The organism is Kineococcus sp. NBC_00420, from assembly GCF_036021035.1.
In the GTDB taxonomy this organism is placed as follows: domain Bacteria; phylum Actinomycetota; class Actinomycetes; order Actinomycetales; family Kineococcaceae; genus Kineococcus.
On record NZ_CP107930.1, the window covers coordinates 338,711 to 352,979 of the forward strand.

A 14,269-nucleotide genomic window follows, 5' to 3' on the forward strand; every position below is an offset into this window, starting at 1 on the left:
AGTTCGAATGGATCCAGTCACCTGGGCCAGATCACGTAGAAGTTCAACTGACGCGGGACTGATGACGAGCCCGACGAGCCACACCCAACTGCACACGAGCCCGAGCATCCTCACGGCCCAGCACCTGCGCCAGATCCGCGGCGACCTCATCAGTGGCAGTGACCACCGACCGCAGATCCGCAGTGGGCTCGACGACGGCCTTCAACGCCACCACCAACTGCCCACGATCACGCAACACCCGACTCGAGGCCGAACGAACACCCGAAGTCTCGGCGAGCACGTCCGCAGCCGTGGACGCCGCACCAGCAGGGTCGATGAGCAGTCGCCCACTCTTGCTCGAACCGGGCAGGGACAGCACCCCCACCCCCCGCCGCGGCAGGTGCGCCAGCAACCACCACACCGCGAGCAGGATGAAGATCGCACCGGCGATGCCGGCGGCCCACGGCCACCACGCCATCGTGAACGCATCGGTCGCGGTCTTAAGCGTCAAGGTCTTCGGCGCGGCGCTCCACACCTTCACCAGCCAGCCCGCAGCCCACGCCACCATCGCCACACCCATGACGATGAGCACCAGGCCGAGAACGAGAGCTAGGAAGCGGTTGAGTCCCAGAACAGCGCGGCCCATCAGTTCTCCTTCGGGGTGCGAACGGCCACGGCGACCCGCGGGGGCGACTGCAGTGCGGAGAGCCGCTCGGTGACGGCTGCCTCCACGGACTCCCGCAGACCGGACCCGCCGCTTCCGTGCCCCGTGGCCTGCACACTGACGGTCACCTTGCGACGAGTGGCGGTGGAGGAAACCCCGAGCACCCCATCAACGTCCGCGGCTGCACCCGAAGCCAATCGCGCCACGTCGCGGGTATGTAGGAACACCCCGGTCTGCGACGTCAACGGCAAGGTCTTGCGCGATCGCGGTCGCAGCGCGGTCACCACCAGCCAGACGCCGATGAGCACGACGACGACGCCGACCGGGATCAACCACCACACGGGTGCGAAACCCTGCAACCCGCTCACGGCTGAGGAGGCCCACTGCTTGCCGGAGAAGATACCGGCAGCCACGAGAGCATCACGGAGCAGCAACACCCCCAGCGCCAGCAGCAGGATCGCGAGGAGAGGGCCGACGACCCCGATGGCACCGCTGCCGCTCTTCTGCGTCGCCGCTCGCATCGCAGCCGGCTGCGTTGCCGGCGTTGCGGGCATTGCGGGCATTGCCGGCGTTGCGGGCATTGCCGACGTTGTTGTCCCGTCCACGGATGTGCTGTTGAGGTCGTGACTCACTGGACTCGCCTTTTCTCCGGGGTGGTACGGCGGATGACCTTCGCGACCTGGACCTCGACCGCATCGACGTCCAAGGCAGCGAGTGTCTGCAGACGATCAGCGACGTGATCACGGACCGCAGCTGCCACCTGAGCGGCCGGTCGGGGCCAGTGGGTGACGATCTCGACCTGGGCGTGGACACGGTGACCAGCGACGTGAACATCAACCCGCGGGTAGGAACGGCCCAGCGCTGCACCAAGGGTGGCGCCTAACACCCCGGCGGTGTCCCCGGCAGGGGCGACACCGGAAACCTCGAGGACCGCAGCCTCCGCGATGCGCTCGACGGCCTTGTCCTTGACCTCCAACGACCCCCGGGCGCCCATTTCGTTGCGCTGCTGGGGCGAGAAGTGAGTGACCTCATCGCGCGGGCGGATCGCGACTGCACTGCCCCGCGACGTCACCGCCTCCCGACGACCACCACTGTCACTGACGTCGTTACCGACCTTGTTACCAAGGTCGTCACCGGCGTCGTTACCGGCGTCGTCACCGACAACCGTCTGCCCGTCGGCTGCACCATCTGCTGAGGTGGAGTGGGCGCCGGTGCGGGTTTCAGCCACGGCTACGGCCCGGCACCAGGGCAGCAAGATCAAGCTTGCCTTCCAGATGCGCACCGATGACGTAGCCGACACCGGCGAAGAGCAGAGCCAGGACGAACCAGCCAAAACCGCCCTGTTGGGCGATCAGGGCCAGGAGCAGACCGGCGAAGATTCCGACGATCGAGGTGGGCACGAGTTCCTCCAAGAAGGGGGCGACCCACCAAGCGGGTCGCGAAGAACGAGAACGGCTGCCGAGGCGGCGTCGACGGCGTCCGCACCTCAGGTGACCAGGGGTCTCTCGAGATGTCGGGTGGATCAGCGTCAGCGCAGCGTGGGCGGTAGAGCGTCGGTGCTGAAGTAATCGGTTTTCACCAACACTTCTGCACCGACCCGTGGCGCCGGGGAGACCTCAGGCCGCGTGTGGGGCAGCGAGGTCCTCGATGAACACCTGTACCGGAACATCCACCACAGCCGCGACGACCGCGTGGATCTGCTGAGCCACTGAACGGATCGCAGCGTCAAACGCCACGACGACGTGCACCTCGACCCGGTCCGTGCGAAGTTGCACCCCAGCGACCCGACGACCGGGCAGGTAGGTCGCGGCCTCACCGAATCGGCCGGAGTGCAGCTCGGTGACGCCAGGTACGGCTAGCACCAGCGCCGCGACCTCATCAGCGGTCTCGACCACCGGCACCGACACCGCAACAGACGCAGCGACCGGGACAGAAACAGGCGGGACGGCAACCGGTGTAGCAGAGGAGGCGGCAGCAGCGTCGGTGACCCGGCTGCCGCTCAGTTCCTGCACTGTCGCCGGCCTAGCGGCCGGAGACGTACCGGTCCAAGCCTCACCCGCTGCATCAGCGTGCGCGGAACCAGCTCCTGCCAGATCAGTGCCCGTGGGATCAGTGCCCATGGGGTCCGTGCCGGGAGTCGAGTCGCTCACTGGACGCGCGGAGCGGAGTCGGTGTCCTCATCAGCGTCGTCGGTGGGCAGGTGCACATCAGCCACAGCAATGTTGACCTCAGTGACCTGCAGGCCGGTCATCCGCTCCACCGAGGCGATGACGTTGCGGCGAACCCCAGCAGCGAGATCAGCAATCGCCACGCCGTACTCAGCGATGAGGTCGATGTCGATGGCGGCCTGGGTTTCCCCAACCTCCACCGAGACACCCTGGGAGTGGTTCACCCGACCACCGGGGATGCGCTCACGCAGCGCACCAACCGCGCGGGACGCGCCGCCGCCCAGAGCGTTGACGCCGGAGACGTCCTTGGCCGCGAGACCGGCGATCTTGGAGACGACGGTGTCGGCGATGGAGGTGGTGCCCTGGTTGGAGACCAGCGCACCCTCACGCGAGGCACCGTCACGGCTAACAGCCAGGCCGGTGGAACCGGAGGTGGACATGACCTTGGGGGTGGTCTTGGTCTGCTCGCTCACGAGAGGAACTCCTTCACATCGGTGAGAACACGGAGATTGATCAAACGACAGGTCCGGAGGAGGACGTCCCAGGAAGTTTCCTGTCGCGTTCTGCGGACCGCAGTGCTGGTAGAGACGGCACGCTGGTCGGGCGACCCTGTCTGAGCAGCTCCGGTTGGTGTCACAGTGATAGAGCGCCGAACAGGGGGAACGTCCCGCCCACTTATGTGTGATCTGAATCACATTTATTCGGGTGGCTTCAGGGTCGGGCTGCGGTTGCCCATAACGCCGGGTGCTGGTGCACTCAGCCCGGTCTCCCACCCTGCGCGAGGCTGACCTGGGATGAGGAAGGCGATGTCGTGACCGCAGTGCCCGACCCCGCACCTCCCAGCGGAGCCGAGCAATCCCCAAACGCCGACGCCGCACCAAGTGCTGCGGCCGGTGCGTCAAGTGAGCCGCCGGAAGCAGGCGGTGGCCTTGAGCGACGAGCACGCCCCCGCGGCACCAGCGACCTACACCTGCAGCAAGACCAGCCCCGCGGCCAACCCGGAACCCCAGACAGCAGCGGGATCTCCCCGGTCCCTGACGACGTCCTGATCCGTCAAGCCGGCCTCGGCGACAAGAACGCCTTCGCCCAGATCGTCACCCGCCACGGCCCCGCGCTCTACCGCTACGTCTCCCGCATCCTGCACGAGACCACCGACGCCCAGGACTGCGTCCAGGAGACGATGCTGAGCGCCTGGAAGAACATCGCCACCTTCCGCGGCGACTCCACCCTTCGCACCTGGCTGCTGGTCATGGGTCGTCACGAAGCGCAGAAAATCCTGCAACGTCGTCGGCGCCACTTCCCCCAGTCTGGTTCCCGCCCGGTCATCGACTTCGACGATGCCGTCGCGCAATTGCGCGATCTGCACAACGACCCCGAGGGTGACACCATCGACGCGGGGTTGCTGGCCGCGCTGGACGCCGCACTGCTGCTGCTTCCCGAACGCCAGCGCAGTGTCTGGATCCTTCGAGAGATCGAAGACCTCTCCTACGCTGAGATCGCCACCGTCGTCGGGGTCACTCCCGTCGCGGTGCGGGGTCTTCTGAACCGGGCTCGCACGGCGATCACGACGACGTTGGAGGAGTGGCGGTGAACACCATGAACAACCCACCCGAGCCGAACAACCTGAACGGTGTGAGCAGCACGCCCCCCCTGAACGACCCGGAAGACACCGGCGACATCGGCGTCACAGCCGACGCAGCCGACGCAGCCGACGCAGCCGACGCAGCCGACGCAGCCGACGCAGCCGACGCACAAACATCGGGGATGCCTGTGAAGCGGCAGGCAGCAGCGCCCCCGGCCCAGGGCGAGGACGGGACTGGCGGGAACGGGACTGGCGAGCAGGGGATCGGCGATCTTCTCGCCCAGGCCACCACCTTGCTGCGTCAGCACACCGACGCCGGTTGGAAAGCTATCGAGGACACCGTCATCGCCCGTGCCTTCACCCTGTTCCGCCCCTCGGCCCCGGTCCGCGCCCGTCATGAGTCCGGCGACTTCTTCCTTGCCTCCGACATCGTCGTCGCGCGGTTGCGCCAGGTCATCGACGACGTTCCCCAGGCCGCGGCCCAACGGATCGTCTGCACCACCGGGGAGCGTGACGAACTGGACCTGGTGACCATCCAACTCATCGCCGCCTACGGCGCGCCCCTGCTCGATCTCGCCTCCCGCGTCCACACAGTGGCGCTGCGTCAATTGCGGGAACTGCTCGGCGGGTTGGCTCCGTTGCCGGCGCAGGTGCTGACCCACGTCCACATCGGCGACGTCTCCAACGATCCTCGAATCGTCAGCTGAGCTTCCGCACCTCCCATCGCTGCCCACCCGATCGCACCGCACCTCACTGACCTCACTTCACTTCACTTCAGAAGATTCGATGTCCAACCGTCAGACCGTTATCCGTTCCCTGCACGACCTGGGCCTGGCCGCATGGTTCGGTGGTTCGCTTTTCGGAGCAGTCGGGCTCAACGATGCCTCCACCGCGGTGCGCGAGCCTGCGGATCGCACCACCGTCGCTGCCGCCGGCTGGGCCCGCTGGGCACCGGTCAATGCTGCAGCCCTCACCGCGCACACCATCGGCGGTATCGGCCTCATCGCCGGCAACAAGAAGCGTGTCCTGGCCCAGGCAGACACGCGTTTCAACACCATCGTCAAAGCCGGACTGACCTTGACCGCCATCGGGGTCACCGCCTACTCCAGCATCCAAGGTGGTCGCCTCGCAGCACAGACCCCCGCTCCCGCAGCCGGGGCCGTGGATCCTGATTCCCGCACCCCCCAGCAGGTTGCCGCCGCGCAGAAGCAGCTGAAGATTCTGCAGTGGACGATCCCCGCCCTCACCGGGGTGCTGTTGGTCTTGTCTGCTCAGCAGGGCGAGCAGCAGAAAGCTTCCCAGGTGGCCAAGGGCCTGCTGCGTACCGCCCGGAAGTGACTCCCGGCAACGACTGTTGGACGAGACCGTTGATTGCTGAGTGATCGACGCGCCAGCAGCGGCGGTCAGGAGTGCAGTCAGGCAGGGGAAGCAAGCAAGACTGGGACCATCGACTGGGACCATCGACTGGGACCATCGAACAGATGAAACCCTGTGTGAGGAATCCTTACCGGATTCAACGGGTGGCTGCGCCAGAAGCGGAGCTGTCTGTCCAAGGCGGCGTCGTCGAGGTCAGCCAGGCCTCATCATGCGTACATGACACTTACCTCACCGGTGCCGGACCCGGCTCCTGGACCCATACCGCCTGAACTTGGAGAAGGTGAACTGCTGGTGAGGTGGTGGGGTGAGCAGCACCCCACCCGACGCCGTCAGCTGCAGCAGCTGCCGGAAGGGCAACCACTACCGCAAGCCGTCGCGGCCGATCTGTGGCGTTACGGGGTGAGCTGCCCGCTGGTCCTGCTTAATGAGCGGGGTCGGGTGGTGCGTCGGGCGCTACCCCCCCGTGCGCTGCTCAACCTCGTCGCCGCGGCCACCAGCTAGCCCCCGCCCCTGCTGGACGGGGCGCGCACCTTCCAGGCCCGACCAGGGTTGACGACCATTGACCAGAGGTGAGTCGACGCCTTGACAGCGGCGCCGACCACGGCCATTCAACGCGCACCCGATGCTCCAACACCTCGTGCTACCGGGTCGAGCACAGCCCGAACTCCCCAAACCCCTCGAACTCCGTCACCGTCTTCACGATGGTACCCACCACCTCCTGCCAGTACCCCGCACTCGATCACCGGCCGCCCCGTGGGTGCGGGCGAGGTCGTACCCGTGAATCTGGACCCGGGGCTGCAGAGCCCCGATGAACGCTATCGAGTCCATCGGCCCCAGATCTCGGCCATCAGCGTGCTTGGGTGGTCTCAGCGGCCGTCGGTGAGGCGGAACCACACCCTCTTACCCGGTGGGTGCGACTGCCACCCCCAGGCCTACGCCAACGCCTCGACGAGCGCGACCCCACGCCCCCCAGTCGCCTCCACTCCCACCGTCTTGACCTGCGGGGGATCAGGACTGTCATCATCGACGGCCACGACGACCTCCCCCGGGACGCAGCCCACCGCCACCATCACGCGGCCGCGACCATGCAGGACGGCGTTAGCCACTACCTCGCTGATCAGCAGCTCCAGGACCTGACGTCCGCCCTCATCCAACGCATCGGCACAGCGCGCGACAGCCCAGTGCCGGGCCTCACCCACCGCAGAAAGCTTCGGAGCCAGCTCACGCTGCACGCAGTCCATCGTCCGTCCTCACGATCAGCCATCAAGAGGACGCAGGTCCTGCTTCGTAATGATCCGCCGACCTCCAGGATCACCGACTGGTGTGGTGATCGCACCTTTCCGCACTCAGCGACCGCGCCACCGTTCTCGGGCACCCGCCTGGAGTCAGCTCCCTCTACGCCACCGCTGCAGCGGGAGGGTCTCGACGCCGAGTCCTTCAACCGCCTCGGCCCAGCTGTGCCGGCTTGTCTTCGACACGGTGTCGAGAAGCGGTCGGGATCGGTCATTATGGTCACGCGTCGCACCGTGACGCCGAGCGTGTCGCTGTGCTCCAGCACTTACGACAGGCTCGCTGACGTCAGGGGCTGAGGAGTCCGCACGCCGTGAGTGGTCCATCCCCGGACACCGCCGCCGACTCGACCATCCCCGACGACTCGACCACCCCCGATGACTCGACCACCCCCGATGATTCGTCCACTCCTGATGATTCGTCCACTGCTGACGCTGTCAGCGCCACCAGCACCGAGCTGGCCCTCCCCTCAGCAGTTGAGGCCGCCGCACGGGCCTTGAGCAGCCACAGCGTGCGCGTAGCCGCGACCCGACGGCTCCTACGCTCTGACGAGGTCCGAAACCCCACCCAACAGCAGCGGCAGCGGCAGCGGTTGGACGCCTTGGCCGGCTGGGCCGCTCAGCTGCTGGGCACCACCTCCGCGCGCATCGCCCTGCTCAGCGACATCCACACCCGCGTCGGCGCCGCCGGCCCGCAACCCGAGGACACCACCCACGCGCCAGGCGGTCCCGGCGGGCCCGGCGGTCCCGGTACCGCGAACGAGGCGGCACCGGAGGAGCTGGTGGAATGGTTGTGCACCCAGACCGCCGCCTCCGGGGAGGCCCTGGCCATCGCTGATGCCCGCGCCGACGAGCGCGTGTCCGGTCTGTGGCCGGTCACCGTCGGCGCCGTCGGCTCCTACCTCGGGGTCCCGATGCGCGACCTCGCGGGCAACGTCGTCGGCGCGGTCTGCGTCCTGGAACCGGTCGCGCACGAGTGGGGTGAACACGACGCCGCAGTCCTGGTGCAGGTAGCCGCAGCCGCGGCCGCGGAGTTGGAACTGAGTGCGCTGGAGGACGAACGCGCCGACGACCGCGCGCTGCTGGACCTGACCATCACCGCGGCAGAGTTGGGGACCTTCGACCTGGACCTGGCCAGTGGTGAGCTGAGCGTGAACGACCGCCTCCTGGAGCTGTCCGGGCTCACCCGGAACAGCTTTAGCGGGGCCTCCGATGATGTCTACGCCCACATCCATCCCGACGATCGCGACGCCACCATTGCCGCGGTCCAGGCCGCCCTTGACTCCATAGGTGCCTACAGCGCGCAGTACCGGATCCTCGCCCCGGGTACTGAAGCCCCCACCGCTGATGCCGCCGCCACAGACGCACCCACCACAGACGCACCCACCACAGTCCGTTGGCTGGCTGCTCAAGGCGCCACCCGACCCGGCCTCGACGGCCGACCCGCTCGCCTACTCGGCGCGGTCTACGACATCACCAGCGTGCGCGCCGCCGCCACCCGCACCGAAGCGATCCTCGAGCACATGGCCGTGGGTTACCTGCTCATGGACGCGGACTGGGTCATCACCTACCTCAACACCGAAGCCGAACGCGTCGTTGGCTCCCCGAGCCGGGAGCTGCTGGGCCGTTCCTTCTGGGCGGCCTTCCCCGCCACCGTCGACACGGTCTTCGAGGACAGTTACCGCCGCGCCGTCGCCGAACAGGCCGCTGTCGTCTTCGACGCCTACTACCCCGCTCCCCTGAACGTGTGGGTGGAAGTCCGCGCCGTCCCCGAAGGCGAAGGGCTGGCGCTGTACTTCATCGACATCACCGCCCGTCAGCACGCCCTGCAAGCCCGTGACCTCGCCGCACGGCGGCTGCAGGGCATCGCGCGTTTCACCCTCGCCTTGGGCCGGGCCCAGAGCATCACCGACCTGGTGCGCACCGTCACCGAGGACGGGCTGCCGGAACTGGGCTGCAATGGCGGCGCCATCGCCACCTTCGAACCCAACGTCGAACCAAACGTTGAACCAAACGTCGAACCCAAGCACGGATCACAGCCTGGTTCAGGTGCAGAGCGGATGCTGCTCTCCCACCTCGCGGCCAGCTACGGCCAAGACGCTCAGGCCAGCTACGCCCGCCTGCCCCTGTCAGCGGCGCTGCCCGTCGCCGAGGCTGCCCGCACCGCCCGCGCGGTCCTGGTCCCCGATGAAGAGGCGTGCCGGGCCTACTCCCCGCAGATGGCGCAGGTGGTGGCGGACACCGGCTCCGTCGCCTTCGCCAGCCTTCCCCTGGAGATCGGCGGGCACGTCCTCGGCGTGGTCACCGCCGGCTGGGGCGAACCTCAATCCTTTGACGCCGACCAGCTGAGTCTGCTGGACACCTTCGCCGCCCAGCTCGCCCAGGCCCTGCAACGCTTGAACGCGCTGGAAGCCGAGCGTGCGTCGGCGGCGAAGGTGGCGGGCATGGCCGAGGCGCTGCAACGCTCCCTGCTCACCGAGCTGCCCGAACCGGACCACCTGGAACTCGTCGCCCGCTACGTCGCCGCAGCCGACGAAGCCCAGGTCGGGGGCGACTGGTACGACGCGTTCATGGTCCGCGACGGCTCCACCTGCCTGACCATCGGTGACGTCACCGGCCACGACCAGGTCGCAGCGGTGCAGATGGCCCAGGTCCGCAACGTCCTGCGCGGGATCGCCCACGCCGTCGTCGACCCTCCCGCCACCATCCTGCACGCCCTGGACTGGGCTCTGCGTGACCTCGCCGTCGGCGCCCTAGCCACCGCGGTCCTGGCCAAGATCGAACAGGGACCCGAAGACGCCGCCCACGGCTTGCGGACCTTGCGCTGGTCGAACGCCGGGCACATCTCTCCCCTGCTGATCCACCCCGACGGGCACGCCGAACTGCTGACCCGTCCCAGCGACCTGCTGCTGGGTCTGGGAGTGGACGTCGAGCGTCACGATCACACCCAGCAGCTGCGCCCCGGTTCCACGGTGCTGATGTTCACCGACGGCCTGGTGGAGCGACGCGGAGAGGACCTCGATATCGGCCTGGCCCGTCTGGTCGCCGCTGCGGAGGAACTCGCGCACCTACCGTTACAACGGTTGTGCGACGAACTGCTGCACCGCCTTGCTGAGGACAGTGAGGACGACGTCGCCCTGCTCGCCGTCCGCGCCCACCCCGAAAACCGACCCCGACCAACTGAGGCCGGCCCCAACAAGCTGCCCACCGACCTCACCCGCACCACCCCCGTCTTCCCTGAAGAGACGCCACTGAGCTGAGCGGTGATGACACGCGAGAATCCGACGTCTTTGTGAGGTGAGTACACGTCCGTCTCCGCGATTCAGGCGGGTCCTGGCTTGGGGGAGCCTCGGGCTAAGTTCACGAGGAGGGGGCCGGGAGCTTGACCTGTTCACCTGGCTGGGTTCTGGCGGGTAGACCACCATGCCCACGCCACCAGCACCGGCTGCCCCAGGAGACGAACAGCCCGCTTGGTATCAGTATCCAGGCCGAACGCATCGCGGTGATGGATGTATTGAGAGAAGTTGCCAGGAAAGATCGCGGTGAAGAACGCTGCCGCCACAGCCCCCATCCGTCGCTGATCCTTCGCGAACAACACCAACCCGCTACCGAGCGCGATCTCCGCGACCCCGGACATCAAGACGATGTCGTCAGCGCTGAACGGTGACCCTTGCACCGCCCACGGAGGAACCTGCGCGGCGAACGGGCCGCGGGCGAAGGTCAGGTGGGAGGTGCCGGCGAAAATCAGCGTGGCACCCAGAAGCCAACGCGCGGCGGTCCGGACCCGTGAGGTTGGGGGCCCAGCCACGGCGAAGCGGGTGGGATCGGCGGAACCGGCGGGATCAGCAGTGTCAGGGGGGCTGATGGAAGTGGGGAAGGTCATCATCGTTCCAGCATGGTCTGAGGACGCCGGGCTTGCAGGGTGACAAGTCTCCACTCCAGTTTGCGCGTCCACGGAAGGCAGCGATGCAGCCACGCACGGTCAGTGGCGGCGTCCGATGGGAGTGACTGTGGCCCTCCGGCGAGGAAGCTCGCCTGTTCTGGGGCGCTCAGGAGGCGGATTCTGCCGTGGGCGGGCAGGGTCGTTGAAGTGGTTGAGCACTCAAGGGCCCAGCTCAAGCTTGCCCAGCCCCACCTGCCCAAGTTGAAGCAGACCACCGCAGCGTCCGCTCCGAAGGAGAGTCATGACTGAGATCACCGCCCACCACGGCCTGTTCAAGGACACCAACCTGCACGTCGACGACACCGGCGGCACCGGCCGCACCGTCGTCCTCATCCACGGCTGGCCCCTCTCGGGCGCCTCGTGGTCGGAGCAGGTCCCCGCCCTGACCGCCGCCGGCTACCGCGTCGTGACCTACGACCGCCGCGGTTTCGGGCACAGCGACAAGACACGCTCCGGCTACGACTACGACACCCTCACCGAGGACCTGCACACCCTCCTCGAAGCCCTCGACCTCAACGACGTCACCCTCGTCGGCTTCTCCATGGGCGGCGGGGAAGTCGCGCGCTACTTCACCAAGTACGGCACCGAGCGCCTGCACAGCGTGGTCTTCGCCGCCGCCGTCCCGCCGTACCTGGCCCAGGGCGATGACAACCCTGACGGCCCACTGACCCAGGAGATGGCCGAGGGGATGGAGTCCGGCCTCAAGGACGACGAGGCCACCTTCTACGACGGGTTCGTCACCAACTTCTTCTCCGTCGATGGGGTCTTGAAGGTCACCGAGGCCCAGCGTCGGGAGGCCATCGCCCTGACCAAGCAGGCCGACAAGAAGGCCGCCCTGGCGGCCATGAACTCCTTCGGTACGACCGACTTCCGCGAGGACCTGACCAAGGTGAGCGTCCCGACCCTGGTCATCCACGGTGACGGTGACGCCGTTGTCCCCTTCGAGGGGTCCGGTGCTCGCACCCACGCCGCGATTGCCGGTAGCACGCTGCACGTCGTGACCGGTGCCCCGCACGGCTTCAACGTCAGCCACGCCGAGGAGTTCAACCGCGTCCTGCTGGACTTCCTCGCTCGCTGACCACCACGCCACGGCGCAGCACGGCACGCCACGCCACGCCACGCCACGCCACGCCACGCCACGCCACGCCACGCCACGCCACGCCACGCCACGCCACGCCACGCCACGCCACGCCACGCCACGCCACGCCACGCCACGCCACGCCACGCCACGCCACGCCACGCCACGCCACGCCACGCCACGGTGCAGCACGACACGGTGCGGCCGGGACCTGCTCCCGCACCCCGCTGAGACTCTGATCAGCGCCCCTACCGGGAGGTACCCATACGTGCAGCGGTCCACCCCCAGCAGGGGTGAACCGCTGCACGTCGTCGTGATCGGCGGTCAGGCGGGTAGCTCTCCGACACTTTCCGGTCCACGCACCAGCGGGCGTTGCGGCGGTAGCGGTCCCGGGCGGAGTCGTCATACACGAGTTTGCGCACCCACTGGATGGACCCCAACGACTGGTGCTCCAGGAGGCAGTGCACGGGTTGAACGACAGGTCCTCATCGGCGTAGACCCGACGCTGCGGGGAGTAGGAGTCCTGCGGCTCAACGGTGCGGTTGGCCACGGCGCAGTCGGCCACGGCGCAATACGACGTGACCTCCTCGGACCACTGCACCGACGCGTCCTCCACGGGGGGCCACGGCCAGGTCGGTGGCCAGACGGACCCACCCGGAAGACGTGGTGACGCTGTGACGCCACCACCTCTTCCGGGTCCACGACGAGCCCGACGGTAGTCAGCGGTTGGTGTTGGTGGCGTTCCAGTCGGTGAGGTTGTACGCGCTGACCAAGGCGGCGCCCATACCCAGCCACAGAGCACGGTCGCGGGGGTTGCGATGCAGACCCAGCAGCAGAGGCAGCGCCACGTAGGCGGGGCCGCTGTACTTCTCGATCAGCCCATGCACCTTGAACGGGATGAGGCGTTTGATCGCCAGCGGCTGGTCGGTGAAGGTGTTCAATGAGCCCTGCACCGCGCCGAAGGCGGCGAACAGGGCCTTGGCCCGGGGTGAGGCCCCTACCAGGGCGGGGCCGCTCAGGTTGGCGGCGAGGAAGACGTAGTCCACGATCGCGTGCTTCTCTGGGGTAAACGGCTTGCGCATGACCTTTCATCTACCTGCAGACCTCTTGGCCCGCATGTTCATCGCAGTCGGGTCTGTCCCTGCTTCAGTTGCCCCTCGCCGCTAGGGGCGGTCAGGTCGCGGCATGAGTTGGCCTACGCCGCAGCGCAGGCTGCTCTTCTCCAGCCGCCCGTGTCGGCGCTGTAGTGCGGGGCAGCCGCCTGGATCTCGCGCGTCCTGCCTACCGAGGGTTCTCAACACGTGGCCCCGTCGTGACGCGGGAGCAGTTCGGACAGTGGTTCGTTGACTGCGTGGCTGGTGTTCCTAGACCCGGAGCCGGAGCCGGAGCCGGAGCCGGAGCCGGAGCCGGAGCAAGCCGCTCACCGGCTTGAATCTCCCTGGATGCCCGGGCACGCCAAGCGTTACGCGCTGCGCTCGAGGCGAATCATCCGCTCACGATCACGCGCGGTGAGGCCACCACGGACACCGAAGCGACCAGGGCCCCGCATCTCGTAGGCCATCGCATCCTCGAGGCAGGCTTGGCGGACCGGGCACTGCCAGCAGATCGCGACCGCGGCGTCGTGGTGGCGGCGATTGACGTCAAACGTCTGATCGAACAACTCGATCTGGTCCCGGCAGACAGCACGGTGACGCCACTCGCTCATCCAGTGCCCTCCTACAAGGTCGAAGCAGCGTGCTCCCTGGCGCTCTATCGACAGCTCCCGGCCCGGACTTGAGCTTCCGACACGGTCACCATGACGCTCGACACACCTCGACACACGGGCTCGACACACGGGCGCGGCCCAAGGGGTCCAGCCAGCTCGGACGCATCCCGCCATGACTCAGCTCCCCTCGACCTCCGCGTCGACCTCCACGTCGACCTCCGCTGGGCCCGCCCGCCCGTCCGTTCGCCCCATTCCGGAGGCCACATCAAGCCAACTTTTGCCTACTGCAAGTGATCGGAGTGTGACTAGGGGTGGTGATGGGGCCGAAGGTGCGGCACTCTGGTCTGTAGTGATCACCAGTGATCCGGGCAGCGTGCGGACACCATCCACCGCGCCCCACGATCCGAATGATCACCGCCTGCGACTTCTCACCGGTTCCCGATGGTTCCCATCACGAGGGGTCGAAGGCACGGAGAAGCTGCCA

General features: G+C 67.6%; 15 protein-coding genes. 5 read left to right on the top strand and 10 right to left on the bottom strand.

Going from position 1 to position 14,269, the window contains the following annotated elements; genetic code table 11:
* Positions 1–43: 43 nt before the first annotated feature.
* From amaP to OG218_RS01720, 6 genes are all read right to left on the bottom strand, one after another.
* A complete protein-coding gene (gene amaP / locus OG218_RS01695; protein ID WP_328291472.1) occupies positions 44–625 on the bottom strand; it encodes an alkaline shock response membrane anchor protein AmaP in 582 nt (193 codons plus the stop codon).
* Positions 625–1,275 carry a DUF6286 domain-containing protein gene (locus tag OG218_RS01700; protein WP_328291473.1) on the bottom strand — a complete coding sequence of 217 codons (651 nt, stop codon included), beginning with the start codon at positions 1,273–1,275 and terminating at the stop codon, positions 625–627. Before OG218_RS01700 ends, amaP begins: the two co-directional genes overlap by 1 nt.
* Positions 1,272–1,871 (bottom strand): Asp23/Gls24 family envelope stress response protein, encoded by a 600-nt coding sequence (locus OG218_RS01705; protein ID WP_328291474.1) that lies wholly within the window; start codon positions 1,869–1,871, stop codon positions 1,272–1,274. The genes OG218_RS01700 and OG218_RS01705 overlap by 4 nt, the downstream gene beginning before the upstream one ends.
* Complete coding sequence (locus tag OG218_RS01710) at positions 1,864–2,043, bottom strand: DUF2273 domain-containing protein (RefSeq protein WP_328291475.1); 180 nt, start codon at positions 2,041–2,043, stop codon at positions 1,864–1,866. The genes OG218_RS01705 and OG218_RS01710 overlap by 8 nt, the downstream gene beginning before the upstream one ends.
* Before the next feature lie 216 nt (positions 2,044–2,259).
* The gene (locus tag OG218_RS01715) at positions 2,260–2,655 is read right to left on the bottom strand and encodes a hypothetical protein (RefSeq protein WP_328291476.1); all 396 of its coding nucleotides are present in this window, start codon (positions 2,653–2,655) and stop codon (positions 2,260–2,262) included.
* 134 nt (positions 2,656–2,789) lie between these two features.
* Positions 2,790–3,251, bottom strand: coding sequence for an Asp23/Gls24 family envelope stress response protein (locus OG218_RS01720; RefSeq protein WP_442906446.1), 462 nt, complete (start codon positions 3,249–3,251; stop codon positions 2,790–2,792).
* Positions 3,252–3,622: 371 nt separating this feature from the next.
* Here OG218_RS01720 and OG218_RS01725 point away from each other — a divergent pair, with 371 nt between their 5' ends.
* From OG218_RS01725 to OG218_RS01735, 3 genes are all read left to right on the top strand, one after another.
* Positions 3,623–4,402: an RNA polymerase sigma factor gene (locus OG218_RS01725; RefSeq protein ID WP_328291478.1), complete on the top strand. Its 780-nt coding sequence runs from the start codon at positions 3,623–3,625 to the stop codon at positions 4,400–4,402.
* Complete coding sequence (locus OG218_RS01730) at positions 4,399–5,100, top strand: hypothetical protein (protein WP_328291479.1); 702 nt, start codon at positions 4,399–4,401, stop codon at positions 5,098–5,100. Before OG218_RS01725 ends, OG218_RS01730 begins: the two co-directional genes overlap by 4 nt.
* A gap of 79 nt (positions 5,101–5,179) precedes the next feature.
* Positions 5,180–5,731, top strand: coding sequence for a hypothetical protein (locus tag OG218_RS01735; protein ID WP_328291480.1), 552 nt, complete (start codon positions 5,180–5,182; stop codon positions 5,729–5,731).
* A gap of 971 nt (positions 5,732–6,702) precedes the next feature.
* On the opposite strand, the gene OG218_RS01740 is transcribed toward OG218_RS01735, so the two are convergent.
* Entirely contained in the window at positions 6,703–7,002 is a 300-nt protein-coding gene (locus OG218_RS01740; RefSeq protein WP_328291481.1) for an ATP-binding protein, read from the bottom strand.
* 650 nt (positions 7,003–7,652) lie between these two features.
* Here OG218_RS01740 and OG218_RS01745 point away from each other — a divergent pair.
* Positions 7,653–10,319, top strand: coding sequence for a SpoIIE family protein phosphatase (locus tag OG218_RS01745; protein ID WP_328291482.1), 2,667 nt, complete (start codon positions 7,653–7,655; stop codon positions 10,317–10,319).
* 131 nt (positions 10,320–10,450) lie between these two features.
* Here OG218_RS01745 and OG218_RS01750 read toward each other — a convergent pair whose 3' ends face one another.
* A complete protein-coding gene (locus OG218_RS01750; protein ID WP_442906447.1) occupies positions 10,451–10,942 on the bottom strand; it encodes a DoxX family protein in 492 nt (163 codons plus the stop codon).
* A 301-nt stretch (positions 10,943–11,243) separates the two neighbouring features.
* On the opposite strand from OG218_RS01750, the gene OG218_RS01755 reads away from it, so the two are divergent.
* Positions 11,244–12,080, top strand: a complete 837-nt coding sequence (locus tag OG218_RS01755; RefSeq protein ID WP_328291484.1) for an alpha/beta fold hydrolase — start codon at positions 11,244–11,246, stop codon at positions 12,078–12,080.
* A gap of 719 nt (positions 12,081–12,799) precedes the next feature.
* On the opposite strand, the gene OG218_RS01760 is transcribed toward OG218_RS01755, so the two are convergent.
* Together OG218_RS01760 and OG218_RS01765 are read right to left on the bottom strand one after the other, a co-directional pair.
* Positions 12,800–13,126 carry a hypothetical protein gene (locus tag OG218_RS01760; RefSeq protein WP_328291485.1) on the bottom strand — a complete coding sequence of 109 codons (327 nt, stop codon included), beginning with the start codon at positions 13,124–13,126 and terminating at the stop codon, positions 12,800–12,802.
* 416 nt (positions 13,127–13,542) lie between these two features.
* Positions 13,543–13,785, bottom strand: coding sequence for a WhiB family transcriptional regulator (locus OG218_RS01765; protein WP_328291486.1), 243 nt, complete (start codon positions 13,783–13,785; stop codon positions 13,543–13,545).
* Positions 13,786–14,269: the final 484 nt, after the last annotated feature.